At 52.9% G+C, this 17970-nt stretch carries 12 protein-coding genes, 1 tRNA gene and 3 rRNA genes; 5 read left to right on the forward strand and 11 right to left on the reverse strand.

The features are described from left to right. Nucleotides 1–24 precede the first annotated feature (24 nt). The 3 genes from aceA to metA all read right to left on the reverse strand — a co-directional run bounded on the left by aceA (nucleotide 25) and on the right by metA (nucleotide 4158). The gene (aceA, locus tag RGV86_RS11370; RefSeq protein WP_000857853.1) at nucleotides 25–1329 is read right to left on the reverse strand and encodes an isocitrate lyase; all 1305 of its coding nucleotides are present in this window, start codon (nucleotides 1327–1329) and stop codon (nucleotides 25–27) included. A 29-nt stretch (nucleotides 1330–1358) separates the two neighbouring features. Beyond that, on the reverse strand, nucleotides 1359–2960 hold the full coding sequence (aceB, locus tag RGV86_RS11375) for a malate synthase A (protein WP_085461294.1): 1602 nt from the start codon (nucleotides 2958–2960) through the stop codon (nucleotides 1359–1361). A 268-nt stretch (nucleotides 2961–3228) separates the two neighbouring features. Next, a complete protein-coding gene (gene metA / locus RGV86_RS11380; protein ID WP_021551596.1) occupies nucleotides 3229–4158 on the reverse strand; it encodes a homoserine O-acetyltransferase MetA in 930 nt (309 codons plus the stop codon). Between the two features lie 156 nt (nucleotides 4159–4314). Here metA and RGV86_RS11385 point away from each other — a divergent pair, with 156 nt between their 5' ends. Then, nucleotides 4315–4758 (forward strand): acetyltransferase, encoded by a 444-nt coding sequence (locus tag RGV86_RS11385; protein WP_085461295.1) that lies wholly within the window; start codon nucleotides 4315–4317, stop codon nucleotides 4756–4758. Nucleotides 4759–5050: 292 nt separating this feature from the next. Here RGV86_RS11385 and rrf read toward each other — a convergent pair. The 4 genes from rrf to RGV86_RS11405 all read right to left on the reverse strand — a co-directional run bounded on the left by rrf (nucleotide 5051) and on the right by RGV86_RS11405 (nucleotide 10071). Continuing rightward, nucleotides 5051–5166: ribosomal RNA gene (rrf, locus tag RGV86_RS11390) — 5S ribosomal RNA — on the reverse strand. 100 nt (nucleotides 5167–5266) lie between these two features. Next, nucleotides 5267–8173 (reverse strand): 23S ribosomal RNA (locus RGV86_RS11395). 195 nt (nucleotides 8174–8368) lie between these two features. Next, nucleotides 8369–8444 (reverse strand) — tRNA-Glu (locus RGV86_RS11400). A gap of 85 nt (nucleotides 8445–8529) precedes the next feature. Beyond that, nucleotides 8530–10071: ribosomal RNA gene (locus tag RGV86_RS11405) — 16S ribosomal RNA — on the reverse strand. Together the 16S, 23S and 5S rRNA genes with 1 tRNA gene alongside form the textbook arrangement of a ribosomal RNA operon. A gap of 617 nt (nucleotides 10072–10688) precedes the next feature. On the opposite strand from RGV86_RS11405, the gene purH reads away from it, so the two are divergent. Beyond that, complete coding sequence (purH, locus tag RGV86_RS11410) at nucleotides 10689–12278, forward strand: bifunctional phosphoribosylaminoimidazolecarboxamide formyltransferase/IMP cyclohydrolase (protein WP_001187545.1); 1590 nt, start codon at nucleotides 10689–10691, stop codon at nucleotides 12276–12278. Between the two features lie 11 nt (nucleotides 12279–12289). Then, nucleotides 12290–13579 carry a phosphoribosylamine--glycine ligase gene (gene purD, locus RGV86_RS11415; protein WP_032226618.1) on the forward strand — a complete coding sequence of 430 codons (1290 nt, stop codon included), beginning with the start codon at nucleotides 12290–12292 and terminating at the stop codon, nucleotides 13577–13579. On the opposite strand, the gene zraR is transcribed toward purD, so the two are convergent. After that, the gene (zraR, locus tag RGV86_RS11420; RefSeq protein ID WP_032226620.1) at nucleotides 13576–14901 is read right to left on the reverse strand and encodes a sigma-54-dependent response regulator transcription factor ZraR; all 1326 of its coding nucleotides are present in this window, start codon (nucleotides 14899–14901) and stop codon (nucleotides 13576–13578) included. The two genes, purD and zraR, sit on opposite strands and share 4 nt — an antisense overlap. Next, on the reverse strand, nucleotides 14898–16274 hold the full coding sequence (gene zraS, locus RGV86_RS11425) for a two-component system sensor histidine kinase ZraS (protein WP_085461521.1): 1377 nt from the start codon (nucleotides 16272–16274) through the stop codon (nucleotides 14898–14900). The genes zraR and zraS overlap by 4 nt, the downstream gene beginning before the upstream one ends. Before the next feature lie 109 nt (nucleotides 16275–16383). On the opposite strand from zraS, the gene RGV86_RS11430 reads away from it, so the two are divergent. Next, nucleotides 16384–16512 (forward strand): hypothetical protein, encoded by a 129-nt coding sequence (locus RGV86_RS11430; RefSeq protein ID WP_071987976.1) that lies wholly within the window; start codon nucleotides 16384–16386, stop codon nucleotides 16510–16512. 2 nt (nucleotides 16513–16514) lie between these two features. Further along, the gene (gene zraP / locus RGV86_RS11435) at nucleotides 16515–16940 is read left to right on the forward strand and encodes a zinc resistance sensor/chaperone ZraP (RefSeq protein WP_010348290.1); all 426 of its coding nucleotides are present in this window, start codon (nucleotides 16515–16517) and stop codon (nucleotides 16938–16940) included. A gap of 1 nt (nucleotide 16941) precedes the next feature. Here zraP and RGV86_RS11440 read toward each other — a convergent pair whose 3' ends face one another. Together RGV86_RS11440 and hupA are read right to left on the reverse strand one after the other, a co-directional pair. Beyond that, nucleotides 16942–17637 (reverse strand): DUF1481 domain-containing protein, encoded by a 696-nt coding sequence (locus tag RGV86_RS11440; protein WP_038809070.1) that lies wholly within the window; start codon nucleotides 17635–17637, stop codon nucleotides 16942–16944. Nucleotides 17638–17649: 12 nt separating this feature from the next. Next, nucleotides 17650–17922, reverse strand: coding sequence for a nucleoid-associated protein HU-alpha (gene hupA / locus RGV86_RS11445; protein WP_001044513.1), 273 nt, complete (start codon nucleotides 17920–17922; stop codon nucleotides 17650–17652). Nucleotides 17923–17970: the final 48 nt, after the last annotated feature.

Genomic DNA, 17970 nt, shown 5'->3' on the forward strand with positions numbered 1-17970 from the left:
CCTTACGGAAAGGGGCGTTGGTTATTAGAACTGCGATTCTTCGGTGGAGCCGGTCAGCGCGGTAACTGACGACGTGCCGCCCTGAATAATGGTCGTCACTTTATCGAAGTAGCCTGTGCCCACTTCTTGCTGGTGAGAAACGAAGGTATAGCCATCTTTTGCAGCAGCAAATTCTGGCTGTTGCACTTTCTCAACATAATGCTTCATACCCTCGCCCTGTGCATAGGCGTTTGCCAGGTCGAACATGTTAAACCACATGCTGTGGATCCCCGCCAGGGTGATGAACTGGAACTTGTAGCCCATATCCGACAGCTGCTGCTGGAAGCTGGCGATAGTTTTGTCGTCGAGGTTTTTCTGCCAGTTGAACGACGGCGAGCAGTTATAAGCCAGCAGTTTGCCCGGATATTTCGCGTGGATAGCTTCCGCAAAGCGACGCGCCAATTCCAGGTCTGGCGTGGAGGTTTCACACCATACCAGGTCAGCATATGGCGCATACGCCAGGCCACGGCTGATCGCTTGCTCAATGCCCGCATGAGTACGGAAGAAGCCTTCACTGGTACGCTCGCCGGTAATAAATTCGCTGTCATACGGGTCGCAATCGGAGGTAATCAGATCCGCCGCATCGGCATCGGTACGAGCAACCAGTAGGGTTGGAACGCCCGTCACGTCAGCAGCCAGACGCGCCGCGACCAGTTTCTGAATAGCTTCCTGAGTTGGCACCAAAACTTTGCCGCCCATGTGACCGCATTTCTTCACTGATGCCAGCTGATCTTCGAAGTGAACTGCCGCTGCACCGGCTTCAATCATCGCTTTCATCAGTTCAAAGGCATTAAGTACACCGCCAAAACCGGCTTCCGCATCGGCAACGATCGGCAGGAAGTAATCGACATAGCGCGGATCGCCCGGCTCAATGCCAGCAGACCACTGGATCTGATCCGCACGACGGAAGGTGTTGTTGATCCGCTCCACCACTGCAGGCACCGAGTTTGCCGGGTAGAGCGACTGGTCCGGATACATGCTGGCCGCCAGGTTAGCGTCCGCCGCTACCTGCCAGCCAGACAGGTAAACCGCTTCGATACCCGCTTTCGCCTGTTGCAGCGCCTGACCGCCAGTCAGTGCACCGAGGCTGTTGATGTAGCCTTTTTTCGACTCGCCGTGCAGCAGACGCCACATTTTCGCCGCACCCAGTTGCGCCAGCGTACATTCCGGATTGACCGAACCGCGTAATTTCACCACATCTTCCGCGCTGTACGGACGGGTAATGCCTTCCCAACGCGGTTGAGTCCACTCTTTCTGTAATTCTTCAATTTGTTGTGTACGGGTTTTCATGTGCAGATGCTCCATAGTTATGTGGTGGTTTACGCTAACAGGCGGTAGCCTGGCAGGGTCAGGAAATCAATTAACTCATCAGAAGTGGTGATCTGTTCCATCAGGCGTGCGGCGTCGTCAAAACGCCCCTGGGAGAAACGCTCTTCGCCCAGTTCGCTGGCAATGACCTTCATCTCTTCCCCCAGCATCTGGCGGAACAGGGCTTTGGTCACCGGTTTGCCATTACTCAAGGTTTTTTGATGATGGATCCACTGCCAGATGGAAGTACGGGAGATTTCAGCCGTCGCCGCATCTTCCATCAGGCCATAAATCGGCACACAACCGTTGCCGGAGATCCATGCCTCAATGTACTGGACAGCTACGCGAATATTGGCGCGCATACCTTCTTCGGTGCGTTCACCGTCACAAGGTGCCAGCAGTTGATCGGCAGTAATCGGCGCGTCTTTTTCGCGCATCACCTCAAGCTGATTTTTGCGGGAGCCGAGGATGTCGTTGAAAACCGCCATTGCGGTATCAGCAAGGCCTGGATGGGCGATCCATGTGCCATCGTGACCGTTATTCGCTTCCAGCGATTTATCCGCTTTCACTTTGTTGAGCACCTGGTTATTGCGCTCTTCATCTTTGCTCGGAATAAACGCCGCCATGCCGCCCATCGCAAATGCGCCGCGTTTATGGCAGGTTTTGATTAACAGGCGTGAGTAGGCATTAAGGAACGGTTTATCCATCGTCACAGCCTGTCTGTCTGGCAGGACACGATCGGAATAGTTTTTCAACGTTTTGATATAGCTGAAGATGTAATCCCAGCGACCGCAATTCAGACCCACAATATGGTCGCGCAACGCATAGAGAATTTCGTCCATCTGGAACACGGCAGGCAGCGTTTCGATCAGCAACGTCGCCTTGATAGTGCCGCGCGGCAGATTAAAGCGATCTTCGGCATAGCTAAAGACTTCGCTCCACCAGGCCGCTTCCTGCCAGGACTGGGTTTTCGGCAGATAGAAATAGGGACCGCTGCCTTTTGCTAATAGCGCCTGGTAGTTGTGGAAGAAATAGAGGGCAAAATCAAACAGGCTGCCTGGGATCGCTTCGCCGCGCCAGGTGACATGTTTTTCCGGCAAGTGCAGACCGCGTACCCGACAAATCAAAACAGCCGGATTGGGTTTGAGTTGATAAATTTTGCCGGATTCGTTGGTGTAACTGATGGTGCCGTTAACCGCATCACGCAGGTTAATTTGCCCGTCGATCACTTTGTTCCAGTCCGGAGCCAGTGAATCCTCGAAATCGGCCATAAAGACTTTCACATTGGCGTTCAGCGCGTTGATCACCATCTTGCGCTCAACGGGTCCGGTAATCTCTACGCGGCGATCTTCTAAGTCCGCAGGAATCCCGCGAATTTTCCAACCGCCATCACGAATGGAAGCTGTTTCCGAAATAAAATCAGGCAACGTTCCGTTATCAATTTCCTGCTGCTGCTGAATGCGCGCTGCCAGAAGTTTATTGCGTTGTGGCGTAAAATGCGTCACCAGCTCAGTCAGAAATTCTACCGCTTCGGCAGTAAGGATTTGCTTCTCCTGCTCGCCATACGGCCTTGTGAAAGCCAGTTCATCGGTTGTTGTTGCCTGTTCAGTCATCGTGCAGCTCCTCGTCATGGATCCGAAAACTTCCCCACTGTGAACGAAGGATCGTTGTGCGCTTTTCGTTCAGCACAACTAAGACTACTCATTTAAAATGCAAAATCAAAAACAATTTCCATTTTTAATTTAAATTGCATTTAACTTACTGATAACAATAAGAATAAAATTTATTCACCTGTTGCGGTGTGTTTCGGAAATAAAAAAGGCACCCGAAGGTGCCTGAGGTAAGGTGCTGAATCGCTTAACGATCGAGCTCAGCAGAAGATTAATCCAGCGTAGGATTCATATGGCGTAGATCGTATGGCGTGATCTGGTAAACGTAATAGTTGAGCCAGTTGGTAAACAGCAAATTGCCGTGGCTACGCCAGCTCGCTCGCGGTTTGTTTTGCGGGTCGTTGTGCGGGAAATAGTTATACGGAACATCCGGATTTAGCCCGGCTTCCACATCGCGGAAATATTCCTGTGCCAGCGTTTGCGCATCGTATTCCGGATGCCCCGTTACAAAGGCAATGCGCTTATCTTTGCTGGCAAACAGATATGCGTCCCCTTCTTCTGTCTCCGCCAGAATTTCCAGATCGGTGTAATCACGAATCAACGCTGCCGGAAAGTCTGCATAACGCGAATGTGGCGCCAGAAATGAATCATCAAAGCCACGCGTCAGAAGCGCATGGGGATGGAGAATATGATGCTCGTAAACGCCAGAGAGTTTGTCGGTGCGGGTTTGCTTAGGAATGCCGTAGAGGATATTGAGCGCGGCCTGTACCGCCCAACAGACAAACAGCGTTGAGGTGACGTGATCTTTCGACCACTCCAGCACCTGTTTGATCTGCGGCCAGTAAGCGACGTCATAAAACTCCACCAGACCCAGTGGCGCGCCAGTTACAATCAGACCATCAAAGTTCTGTTCCTGAATATCTTCAAAGTTGCAGTAAAAATTATTCAGATGCTCTGCGGGCGTGTTGCGCGATTCACGGGAATCGATGCGCAACAGCTGAATATCGACCTGCAAAGGTGAGTTTGAAAGCAGGCGTAAAAACTGATTTTCAGTTTCGATCTTCTTCGGCATCAGGTTAAGGATAAGCACCTTTAGCGGACGAATTTCCTGACCAGACGCGCGAGAAGTTGTCATCACAAAGACATTTTCTTCACGCAAGAAATTGACGGCGGGCAGCTCGTCCGGCACACGAATCGGCATAACCTGATTACCTCTTTACATACACTTATACGTTTAGACATCCAGATAGCTGAAGATAACCAGAAAATTTGTCAATGTCGAGCCTGCATGTCGAAGGTGAGAAAGTTTCAAGGAAAAGATTGCGTTAGGATATAAGCACCAATAAAAGGAGAGAAAATGGTTATTAGTATTCGCCGCTCACGGCATGAGGAAGGGGAAGAGCTGGTTGCAATTTGGTGTCGTTCTGTCGATGCCACCCATGATTTTTTATCAGCAGAGTATCGGGCTGAACTGGAAGAACTGGTACGTTCGTTTCTGCCGGAAGCGCCATTGTGGGTCGCGGTTAATGAGCGGGATCGGCCGGTTGGGTTTATGTTGCTAAGCGGACAGCATATGGATGCGCTGTTTATCGATCCTGATGTGCGTGGCGCTGGCGTGGGTCGAATGCTGGTGAAACATGCGCTCTCAAGGGCACCAGAACTGACAACCAACGTTAATGAGCAAAATACGCAGGCGGTTGGGTTCTATAAGAAGATGGGGTTTAAGGTTACAGGACGTTCGGAAGTCGACGATCTGGGGAAACCGTATCCGTTGCTGAATCTGGCGTATGTGGAGGAATAATGCACTGTTGCCCCCTACCGTAACCCTGAGTAGGACGGATCAGACGCACCAGCGTCGCATCCGGCATTTTTCTGCACCAGCGCAAAAAGGCCATCCTTACGGATGGCCTTTCGCTTTATCTGATGCCTGGCAGTTTATGGCGGGCGTCCTGCCCGCCACCCTCCGGGCCGTTGCTTCGCAACGTTCAAATCCGCTCCCGGCGGATTTGTCCTGCTCAGGAGAGCGTTCACCGACAAACAACAGATAAAACAAAAGGCCCAGTCTTCCGACTGAGCCTTTTGTTTTATTTGATGCCTGGCAGTTCCCTACTCTCGCATGGGGAGACCCCACACTACCATCGGCGCTACGGCGTTTCACTTCTGAGTTCGGCATGGGGTCAGGTGGGACCACCGCGCTACGGCCGCCAGGCAAATTCTGTTTATCAACACGTCCTGTTCCGACATGTCGATTTAATCTGTATCAGGCTGAAAATCTTTCTCTCAATCCGCCAAAACAGCTTCGGCGTTGTAAGGTTAAGCCTCACGGTTCATTAGTACCGGTTAGCTCAACGCATCGCTGCGCTTACACACCCGGCCTATCAACGTCGTCGTCTTCAACGTTCCTTCAGGACTCTCAAGGAGTCAGGGAGAACTCATCTCGGGGCAAGTTTCGTGCTTAGATGCTTTCAGCACTTATCTCTTCCGCATTTAGCTACCGGGCAGTGCCATTGGCATGACAACCCGAACACCAGTGATGCGTCCACTCCGGTCCTCTCGTACTAGGAGCAGCCCCCCTCAGTTCTCCAGCGCCCACGGCAGATAGGGACCGAACTGTCTCACGACGTTCTAAACCCAGCTCGCGTACCACTTTAAATGGCGAACAGCCATACCCTTGGGACCTACTTCAGCCCCAGGATGTGATGAGCCGACATCGAGGTGCCAAACACCGCCGTCGATATGAACTCTTGGGCGGTATCAGCCTGTTATCCCCGGAGTACCTTTTATCCGTTGAGCGATGGCCCTTCCATTCAGAACCACCGGATCACTATGACCTGCTTTCGCACCTGCTCGCGCCGTCACGCTCGCAGTCAAGCTGGCTTATGCCATTGCACTAACCTCCTGATGTCCGACCAGGATTAGCCAACCTTCGTGCTCCTCCGTTACTCTTTAGGAGGAGACCGCCCCAGTCAAACTACCCACCAGACACTGTCCGCAACCCGGATAACGGGTCTACGTTAGAACATCAAACATTAAAGGGTGGTATTTCAAGGTCGGCTCCACGCAGACTGGCGTCCACGCTTCAAAGCCTCCCACCTATCCTACACATCAAGGCTCAATGTTCAGTGTCAAGCTATAGTAAAGGTTCACGGGGTCTTTCCGTCTTGCCGCGGGTACACTGCATCTTCACAGCGAGTTCAATTTCACTGAGTCTCGGGTGGAGACAGCCTGGCCATCATTACGCCATTCGTGCAGGTCGGAACTTACCCGACAAGGAATTTCGCTACCTTAGGACCGTTATAGTTACGGCCGCCGTTTACCGGGGCTTCGATCAAGAGCTTCGCCTTGCGGCTGACCCCATCAATTAACCTTCCGGCACCGGGCAGGCGTCACACCGTATACGTCCACTTTCGTGTTTGCACAGTGCTGTGTTTTTAATAAACAGTTGCAGCCAGCTGGTATCTTCGACTGATTTCAGCTCCACGAGCAAGTCGCTTCACCTACATATCAGCGTGCCTTCTCCCGAAGTTACGGCACCATTTTGCCTAGTTCCTTCACCCGAGTTCTCTCAAGCGCCTTGGTATTCTCTACCTGACCACCTGTGTCGGTTTGGGGTACGATTTGATGTTACCTGATGCTTAGAGGCTTTTCCTGGAAGCAGGGCATTTGTTGCTTCAGCACCGTAGTGCCTCGTCATCACGCCTCAGCCTTGATTTTCCGGATTTGCCTGGAAAACCAGCCTACACGCTTAAACCGGGACAACCGTCGCCCGGCCAACATAGCCTTCTCCGTCCCCCCTTCGCAGTAACACCAAGTACAGGAATATTAACCTGTTTCCCATCGACTACGCCTTTCGGCCTCGCCTTAGGGGTCGACTCACCCTGCCCCGATTAACGTTGGACAGGAACCCTTGGTCTTCCGGCGAGCGGGCTTTTCACCCGCTTTATCGTTACTTATGTCAGCATTCGCACTTCTGATACCTCCAGCAACCCTCACAGGCCACCTTCGCAGGCTTACAGAACGCTCCCCTACCCAACAACACATAGTGTCGCTGCCGCAGCTTCGGTGCATGGTTTAGCCCCGTTACATCTTCCGCGCAGGCCGACTCGACCAGTGAGCTATTACGCTTTCTTTAAATGATGGCTGCTTCTAAGCCAACATCCTGGCTGTCTGGGCCTTCCCACATCGTTTCCCACTTAACCATGACTTTGGGACCTTAGCTGGCGGTCTGGGTTGTTTCCCTCTTCACGACGGACGTTAGCACCCGCCGTGTGTCTCCCGTGATAACATTCTCCGGTATTCGCAGTTTGCATCGGGTTGGTAAGTCGGGATGACCCCCTTGCCGAAACAGTGCTCTACCCCCGGAGATGAATTCACGAGGCGCTACCTAAATAGCTTTCGGGGAGAACCAGCTATCTCCCGGTTTGATTGGCCTTTCACCCCCAGCCACAAGTCATCCGCTAATTTTTCAACATTAGTCGGTTCGGTCCTCCAGTTAGTGTTACCCAACCTTCAACCTGCCCATGGCTAGATCACCGGGTTTCGGGTCTATACCCTGCAACTTAACGCCCAGTTAAGACTCGGTTTCCCTTCGGCTCCCCTATTCGGTTAACCTTGCTACAGAATATAAGTCGCTGACCCATTATACAAAAGGTACGCAGTCACCCTGATAAATCAAGGCTCCCACTGCTTGTACGTACACGGTTTCAGGTTCTTTTTCACTCCCCTCGCCGGGGTTCTTTTCGCCTTTCCCTCACGGTACTGGTTCACTATCGGTCAGTCAGGAGTATTTAGCCTTGGAGGATGGTCCCCCCATATTCAGACAGGATACCACGTGTCCCGCCCTACTCATCGAGCTCACAGTATGTGCATTTTTGTGTACGGGGCTGTCACCCTGTATCGCGCGCCTTTCCAGACGCTTCCACTAACACACACACTGATTCAGGCTCTGGGCTGCTCCCCGTTCGCTCGCCGCTACTGGGGGAATCTCGGTTGATTTCTTTTCCTCGGGGTACTTAGATGTTTCAGTTCCCCCGGTTCGCCTCATTAACCTATGGATTCAGTTAATGATAGTGTGACGAATCACACTGGGTTTCCCCATTCGGAAATCGCCGGTTATAACGGTTCATATCACCTTACCGACGCTTATCGCAGATTAGCACGTCCTTCATCGCCTCTGACTGCCAGGGCATCCACCGTGTACGCTTAGTCGCTTAACCTCACAACCCGAAGATGTTTCTTTCGATTCATCATCGTGTTGCGAAAATTTGAGAGACTCACGAATAATCTTTCGACTATTCAGTGTTTCAATTTTCAGCTTGATCCAGATTTTTAAAGAGCAAATATCTCAAACATCACCCGAAGATGAGTTTTGAGATATTAAGGCAGGTGACTTTCACTCACAAACCAGCAAGTGGCGTCCCCTAGGGGATTCGAACCCCTGTTACCGCCGTGAAAGGGCGGTGTCCTGGGCCTCTAGACGAAGGGGACGTATCAGTCTGCTTCGCAAGACGCCTTGCTTTTCACTTTCTATCAGACAATCTGTGTGAGCACTTCAAAGAACGCTTCTTTAAGGTAAGGAGGTGATCCAACCGCAGGTTCCCCTACGGTTACCTTGTTACGACTTCACCCCAGTCATGAATCACAAAGTGGTAAGCGCCCTCCCGAAGGTTAAGCTACCTACTTCTTTTGCAACCCACTCCCATGGTGTGACGGGCGGTGTGTACAAGGCCCGGGAACGTATTCACCGTGGCATTCTGATCCACGATTACTAGCGATTCCGACTTCATGGAGTCGAGTTGCAGACTCCAATCCGGACTACGACGCACTTTATGAGGTCCGCTTGCTCTCGCGAGGTCGCTTCTCTTTGTATGCGCCATTGTAGCACGTGTGTAGCCCTGGTCGTAAGGGCCATGATGACTTGACGTCATCCCCACCTTCCTCCAGTTTATCACTGGCAGTCTCCTTTGAGTTCCCGGCCGGACCGCTGGCAACAAAGGATAAGGGTTGCGCTCGTTGCGGGACTTAACCCAACATTTCACAACACGAGCTGACGACAGCCATGCAGCACCTGTCTCACAGTTCCCGAAGGCACCAATCCATCTCTGGAAAGTTCTGTGGATGTCAAGACCAGGTAAGGTTCTTCGCGTTGCATCGAATTAAACCACATGCTCCACCGCTTGTGCGGGCCCCCGTCAATTCATTTGAGTTTTAACCTTGCGGCCGTACTCCCCAGGCGGTCGACTTAACGCGTTAGCTCCGGAAGCCACGCCTCAAGGGCACAACCTCCAAGTCGACATCGTTTACGGCGTGGACTACCAGGGTATCTAATCCTGTTTGCTCCCCACGCTTTCGCACCTGAGCGTCAGTCTTCGTCCAGGGGGCCGCCTTCGCCACCGGTATTCCTCCAGATCTCTACGCATTTCACCGCTACACCTGGAATTCTACCCCCCTCTACGAGACTCAAGCCTGCCAGTATCAGATGCAGTTCCCAGGTTGAGCCCGGGGATTTCACATCTGACTTAACAGACCGCCTGCGTGCGCTTTACGCCCAGTAATTCCGATTAACGCTTGCACCCTCCGTATTACCGCGGCTGCTGGCACGGAGTTAGCCGGTGCTTCTTCTGCGGGTAACGTCAATGAGCAAAGGTATTAACTTTACTCCCTTCCTCCCCGCTGAAAGTACTTTACAACCCGAAGGCCTTCTTCATACACGCGGCATGGCTGCATCAGGCTTGCGCCCATTGTGCAATATTCCCCACTGCTGCCTCCCGTAGGAGTCTGGACCGTGTCTCAGTTCCAGTGTGGCTGGTCATCCTCTCAGACCAGCTAGGGATCGTCGCCTAGGTGAGCCGTTACCCCACCTACTAGCTAATCCCATCTGGGCACATCCGATGGCAAGAGGCCCGAAGGTCCCCCTCTTTGGTCTTGCGACGTTATGCGGTATTAGCTACCGTTTCCAGTAGTTATCCCCCTCCATCAGGCAGTTTCCCAGACATTACTCACCCGTCCGCCACTCGTCAGCAAAGAAGCAAGCTTCTTCCTGTTACCGTTCGACTTGCATGTGTTAGGCCTGCCGCCAGCGTTCAATCTGAGCCATGATCAAACTCTTCAATTTAAAAGTTTGATGCTCAAAGAATTAAACTTCGTAATGAATTACGTGTTCACTCTTGAGACTTGGTATTCATTTATCGTCTTGCGACGTTAAGAATCCGTATCTTCGAGTGCCCACACAGATTGTCTGATAAATTGTTAAAGAGCAGTTGCGACGCGGCTTTCAGCTCACTGTCGCGAGGTGGCGTATATTACGCTTTCCTCTTTCAGAGTCAACCCTGAATTTCAGGATTTTATCTCTTCAACCGAACCGGCTATTTGTGTGAAGTGATTCACATCCGCCGTGTCGATGGAGGCGCATTATAGGGAGTTCTCCTGAGGCCGCAATAGAAAAATTGCAAAAAAATGACTGACTGCTGCATTCCCCAGCAAAACCCCTATTTATACCTTTTTACGCACAGAGTTATCCACAATCATAAGCGTTATTTCTGTATTCCTGACCTGCTAACCACAATCGAAATGCTGCTCACCATCGAAACAAAAAAATTCGCGAGCGTTGCGCAAACGTTTTCGTTACAATGCGGGCGAAAAATAAAGATGCCCCGTTAGGGGCGTTAGCTGAGTTTTTCGCGAAAAATTCAGCTAACGCTCTCTGTAATAGTCAAATCCAGGGGATTTACCATGCAACAACGTCGTCCAGTCCGCCGCGCTCTGCTCAGTGTTTCTGACAAAGCCGGTATCGTCGAATTCGCTCAGGCACTTTCCGCACGCGGTGTGGAACTGCTATCTACAGGAGGCACTGCCCGACTGTTAGCAGAAAAGGGTCTGCCGGTGACCGAAGTTTCCGATTACACCGGTTTCCCGGAGATGATGGATGGACGTGTGAAGACTCTGCATCCGAAAGTACATGGTGGCATTCTGGGCCGTCGCGGCCAGGACGATGCCATTATGGAAGAACATCAGATCCAGCCTATCGATATGGTGGTTGTTAACCTGTATCCGTTCGCCCAGACCGTGGCTCGTGAAGGCTGCTCGCTGGAAGATGCGGTTGAGAACATCGATATCGGCGGCCCAACGATGGTGCGCTCCGCAGCGAAGAACCATAAAGATGTCGCAATCGTGGTGAAGAGCAGCGACTACGACGCCATTATTAAAGAGATGGATGCCAACGAAGGTTCGCTTCTGCTTGCAACCCGTTTCGACCTCGCAATCAAAGCCTTCGAACACACCGCCGCCTACGACAGCATGATTGCCAACTACTTCGGCAGCATGGTTCCGGCTTACCACGGTGAAAGCAAAGAAGCTGCCGGTCGCTTCCCGCGCACTTTGAACCTGAACTTCATTAAGAAGCAGGATATGCGTTACGGCGAGAACAGCCACCAGCAGGCTGCCTTCTATATAGAAGAGAATGTGAAAGAAGCCTCCGTTGCCACCGCAACCCAGGTTCAGGGTAAAGCCCTCTCTTATAACAACATCGCCGATACTGATGCGGCGCTGGAGTGCGTGAAAGAGTTCGCCGAGCCGGCATGTGTCATTGTGAAGCACGCCAACCCTTGCGGCGTGGCTATCGGCAATTCCATTCTTGATGCTTACGATCGCGCGTACAAAACCGACCCGACCTCCGCATTCGGCGGCATCATTGCCTTTAACCGCGAGCTGGATGCTGAAACAGCACAGGCCATCATTTCTCGTCAGTTTGTCGAAGTGATTATTGCGCCGTCCGCCAGCGAAGAAGCCCTGAAAATCACCGCCGCCAAACAGAACGTTCGCGTCCTGACCTGTGGTCAGTGGGGCGAACGTATTCCGGGTCTTGATTTCAAACGCGTGAACGGCGGTCTGCTGGTTCAGGATCGCGATCTGGGCATGGTCGGTGCAGAAGAACTGCGCGTCGTCACCAAACGTCAGCCGACCGAGCAGGAACTGCGTGATGCGCTGTTCTGCTGGAAAGTGGCGAAGTTTGTGAAATCCAATGCCATCGTTTATGCCAAAAACAATATGACCATCGGGATTGGCGCAGGCCAGATGAGCCGCGTGTACTCCGCAAAAATCGCCGGCATTAAAGCTGCCGATGAAGGCCTGGAAGTGAAAGGTTCCTCTATGGCTTCTGATGCATTCTTCCCGTTCCGCGACGGTATTGATGCCGCCGCCGCTGCGGGCGTGACCTGCGTAATCCAGCCCGGCGGTTCTATCCGTGATGACGAAGTGATTGCCGCTGCCGATGAACACGGTATTGCGATGCTCTTCACCGACATGCGCCACTTCCGCCATTAATGGAGCAATAGATGAAAGTATTAGTGATTGGTAACGGCGGGCGCGAACACGCGCTGGCCTGGAAAGCGGCGCAATCACCGCTGGTTGAGAGAGTATTTGTCGCACCAGGTAATGCGGGAACGGCACTGGAACCTGCGCTGCAAAACGTCGCTATCGGCGTGACCGATATCCCGGCACTGCTGGATTTCGCGCAAAACGAAAAGGTAGATCTGACCATCGTCGGCCCGGAAGCGCCGCTGGTGAAAGGCGTGGTCGATACCTTCCGCGCCGCTGGGCTGAAGATCTTCGGCCCGACGGCAGGTGCCGCGCAACTGGAAGGGTCGAAAGCGTTTACCAAGGATTTCCTGGCTCGCCATAAGATCCCTACGGCGGAATACCAGAACTTCACCGAGGTAGAACCTGCGCTGGCGTATCTGCGTGAGAAAGGCGCGCCAATCGTCATTAAAGCTGACGGTCTGGCTGCCGGGAAAGGCGTTATCGTCGCGATGACGCTGGAAGAAGCCGAAGCGGCTGTTCACGATATGCTGGCGGGCAACGCCTTTGGCGACGCGGGTCATCGCATTGTTATCGAAGAGTTCCTCGACGGCGAAGAAGCGAGCTTTATCGTGATGGTGGACGGCGAGCATGTGCTGCCGATGGCCACCAGCCAGGATCACAAACGCGTAGGCGATAAAGATACCGGGCCGAACACCGGCGGAATGGGCGCTTACTCTCCAGCGCCGGTAGTAACCGATGAAGTTCATCAGCGCACGATGGAACGTATCATCTGGCCAACCGTGAAAGGCATGGCGGCGGAAGGAAACACCTACACCGGTTTTCTCTATGCAGGTTTGATGATCGACAAACAGGGCAATCCAAAGGTTATCGAATTTAACTGCCGCTTTGGCGATCCAGAAACCCAGCCGATTATGCTGCGCATGAAGTCCGATCTGGTTGAACTCTGCCTGGCCGCCTGTGAAGGCAAGCTGGACGAGAAAACATCCGAGTGGGATGAACGCGCTTCTCTCGGCGTGGTGATGGCTGCGGGTGGATATCCGGGCGATTATCGCACTGGCGATGTGATCCACGGCCTGCCCCTGGAAGAAGTCGAAGGCGGCAAAGTGTTCCACGCGGGCACAAAACTGGCAGATGACGAGCAGGTGGTGACCAGCGGCGGGCGCGTACTGTGCGTCACCGCGCTGGGTCATACCGTGGCAGAAGCGCAGAAACGCGCCTATGACTTAATGACTGATATCCACTGGGATGACTGCTTCTGCCGGAAAGATATCGGCTGGCGCGCTATCGAACGCGAGCAGAACTAACGCGACAGTTTTGCCAATAGCGTTTTGCGCGTGATCCCTAACTGACGGGCGGCTTCGGTTTTGTTGCCGCCCGTTTTCTCCAGTGCCGCCAGAATCACTTCTTTTTCCACTTCCACCAGCGGCTGAATATCCTGACTTTGCGCCAACGGAATCGGCGTACTGGCAATCGCCAGCGGCAGCTCGCGTTCGGAAATATATTCCCCGGTCAGCAGCACCACCGCTCGTTCTACCGCGTTTTCCAGTTCGCGAATATTTCCCGGCCAGTCGTAGTGAATCAGCAGATCCATCGCCTGGGGCGTAAAGCCTTTTACCGCCTTGCGATTGCGTTCGGCAAATCGCTGAAGAAAATGGTTAGCTAGCAGGGGAATATCTTCCCGCCGTCGCCGCAGCGACGGCACTTCAATTGCCACCACGTTCAGGCGATAGTAGAGATCCTGGCGAAAACGCCCGGCCTTTACCTCAGCGGCAAGATCGCGATGGGTCGCGGCAATCAGCCGAACATCAACCGAAATAGTCTGGTTGCTGCCGACACGCTGAACTTCACGCTCCTGAATCGCACGCAGCAGACGAACCTGCATCATCGGCGAGATATCGCCAATTTCATCGAGAAACAACGTGCCGCCGTCTGCCTCAACAAAGCGCCCTTCCCGCCGTTTGTCGGCGCCGGTAAACGCCCCTTTTTCGTGACCGAACAATTCAGATTCCAGTAAGGATTCGTTGAGTGCCGCGCAGTTGAGCGTTACCAGCGGTTTTTCGCTACGTGCGCTACTGGCGTGAATCGCCCTGGCGACCAGCTCTTTACCGGTGCCGGAATCGCCGTGGATCAGCACCGTGGCTTCCGATGGCGCGACGAGGGCGATTTCACTGAGCAGGTGTTGCATCGCCGGGCTTTTACCGACCATACCAAACTGGCTGGCAGACACCGCAGGCGTTTCAGAAGCGAGAATCTGCGTATGCGCGAGCGCCTTTTCCAGCGTCGCCTGCAAGTTATCGAAATCCAGCGGCTTAATGAGATAATCCAGTGCCCCGGTCTTCAGTGCTTCTACCGCCGTCTCGACGCTGGAGTAAGCGGTCATAATCAGTACCGGAATCGCCGGATTTAACGCTTTGATCTCTTTCAACGTGGCGATGCCGTCCATCTCCGCCATTCGCACATCGCAAAGCACAAGATCAAAAACCTGTTCCCGCACCTGTGCCAGCGCCTGTTGCCCGCTGTTCGCCAGCGCGACGTTATAGCCCCAACCGCGCAGCAATGCCTGCAAGATGGTGCAGTGGCTAATGTCATCATCCACCACCAGAATATCGATATTATCGTGCGTCATCCTTGTGGGTCCTTACGCGTAATATTGACCGGAAGCCATAGAGTGAACGTTGCGCCTTTCCCCTCCTGGCTTGCGACCTGAATTGTACCACCGTGTTGTTCAACAATATTATGCACGACCGCCAACCCCAGTCCGGTGCCTTCGGCTTTGGTGGTGAAGTACGGAGTGAAGATGGCTTCAAGCTGATCCGCCGCAATTCCCTTACCGTTGTCGGTAACGCTGATTTTCACGCCCGTGCCGCTTTCGCTGGCCGCCACGCTAATCACCCCATGCTGACCAATCGCCTGAATAGCATTGAGATAGAGATTCAACAGAACCTGGGTCAGCCGATCCGGATCGGCCTGAATTTGCGGCAATGTGTCGTTGGCGGTAAAGCGCAACTGAATTTCCCGGCTGTTTGCATCCTGGCTTACCAACTGTAATGAGTGGTTAATCAGGGTGTTGAGATCCACCGCCTGCAAAGCCAGATGCGTTGGCTTAACCAGTTCCAGTAACTCGCTGACCACGCGGTTTAAACGGTCGGCCTCTTTCGCCATCACCTGCGCCAGTTGATGCGCTTCCCCACCCTCTGGTGCTCGTTCGGCAAAATATTTCGCCAGCCCTTTAATTGAGGAAAGCGGATTGCGAATTTCATGGGCAACACCTGCCGCCAGATGCCCCAGCGCCACCAGCTTCTCTTTGCGCTTCATTTCATCCTGCAACAGCTGGCGCGAGCGCAGATACCGGCGATACCAGAAGAATGACAACACGCTTGCCAGTAGCACCGTCGCCAGGGCGAAGAGGATAATAAGGGTGTTTCTCTGCTCACGATCTTCAGCACTCACAATGTTACTGGCATCGAAAGCGATAAAAATTGCTTGTGGTGTCGCGGCATACTGCTGCATATGGCGCATCCGGTGCATTCCAGCAGCAAACATCGGTTGAAACTGGCGATAAATTTCCAGAACAGGCTCGCCGTCTGCGCTATCGATCCGCCGCCACGCTTCTTCATCTCCCGGATGTAACTGCTGCATTTCCTGCGGGGAATAAAGCTGTTTTCCCACCATGCCGGAGTTGCTATGCATCACGATTATTCCTTGTTCATCCGTGACCGCAAACCAACGTACTCCAGGCTGTCCGGCCATTTCTTCCAGTAAGGCCTGCTGCTGCGCATGATGCATGCGCATCCCCATGCCGACGCGCGAGCCGGATTCGAGAGCACGGATAAGTACACTGCCTTTTTCCAGAAGCGTTTGTCTGGCGGCGGCAGTCTCGCGCCCATAATCGCGAATCACTGTCACCGCAAACAGCCCCACCAGCCCAACAATGGCCACGGGCAGGATGGCGCTTAACCATTTGGCTAAGGAGTCTTTAGAACGTTGCATAAAACGCATCTTCTTCTTTTTTGCCTGTTCATCCCTTTTTGACAGCAGAAATCATGCCATCTTTGATCAGCGTTTACCCTGCGCTGTAACACAAACGCTTATGTTTCAATGAGTAAAAATGACTCGCTACCCACATCAGGCGAGTCATTTTTACTCGCTTATCATGCCAGATTTCCCGTCACGTCAGCGTTTCGTCGTTGGCACGGAAGATGCAATACCCAAAGTAAGACAACCACTGGAGGATTAACCATGAAACGGAACACGAAAATTGCCCTGGTGATGATGGCGCTTTCAGCAATGGCGATGGGATCAACATCTGCATTTGCCCACGGCGGACACGGTATGTGGCAGCAAAATTCCGCGCCTTTGACCAGCGAACAACAGACGGCGTGGCAGAAAATCCATAATGACTTTTATGCTCAAAGCAGCGCGCTGCAACAGCAACTGGTGACGAAGCGTTATGAATACAACGCTCTGTTAGCCGCTAACCCACCGGATAGCAGCAAAATTAATGCGGTCGCCAAAGAGATGGAGACTTTGCGTCAGTCGTTAGATGAGTTACGGGTAAAACGGGATATCGCGATGGCTGAAGCGGGTATTCCGCGCGGTGCAGGAATGGGCATGGGTTACGGCGGCTGCGGTGGTGGCGGTCATATGGGTATGGGTCACTGGTAAATCAGAACGTTTTCTCGTTGGGTTGCCAGCGACAGAAATCAGAGTTTGCCACTAACAGTAATTGCGAACCTTCGGGCGCTTCCAGCCATGCCACGCTGACATCAACAGAAGAGCTGCTCTGGCGGCGCTCGATATGCGCTATCGCCTGCGAATCTAAATCAGGTTTAATGGTTTGCCCTTCGCAGGTGGTTACGGTCTGTTCCATCTCATGCCAGCGTCCCTGACGCAGCACCACTCTCCCCTGGCGTAAAGCATCGCTAATCTGGCGGATTTGGTCAGCGCGATAACGGTATAAATCGATTTGGTCGTTAGAAAGCTGCTGCTTTTCCCCGTCGGATTCACGTTGCATAAAGCTCAGGTCGCCGCGATCGTCAAAACGCGCGCGAATGTTCACCGGCGGTTTACTGTAGACGTTGATATTGATAAGTGTGAGATTATCGCCCTGCCAGCGATACTCTCGCGTCGTGGTATCGCCATTGCGCCACGGGCTGAACACAGCAAGCAAATGCACATTGTCACCGCTGTCTTTTCGCCAGATACGTACCGCGCCCTGGTCTTCAGCAAAACCACTGGCAGTAAAGGGAGGAAGTGAAGAGTTGTGGCTACAGGCAGTGAGAAACAGTACACCTGCCAGCATCAATGAGTGACGCCAGAAAGACAAAAGGGGTGAAACCACCCCTTCGTTAAAACTGTTCACTGCCACGCAATCTTACTTAACTGCGTCTTTCAGTGCCTTGCCAGAAACAAATGCCGGTACGTTAGCTGCGGCGATTTTGATTTCTTTACCGGTCTGCGGGTTGCGGCCAGTACGCTCAGCGCGGTGGTTCACTTTGAAGGTTCCGAAACCAACCAGTTGTACAGCATCGCCTTCTTTCAGAGACTCAGTAATTGCAGCCAGAGTGGACTCCAGAGCAGCTTTAGCCTGGGTTTTGGACAGTTCTGCTTTCTCTGCAATTACATCAATCAGTTGAGTCTTGTTCATAAGTTATCCTTACAATGTGTTTATCGCTTGCTAAGCATCGAGTGCGAC

Source organism: Escherichia ruysiae (assembly GCF_031323975.1).
GTDB classification, from domain to species: Bacteria; Pseudomonadota; Gammaproteobacteria; order Enterobacterales; family Enterobacteriaceae; genus Escherichia; species Escherichia ruysiae.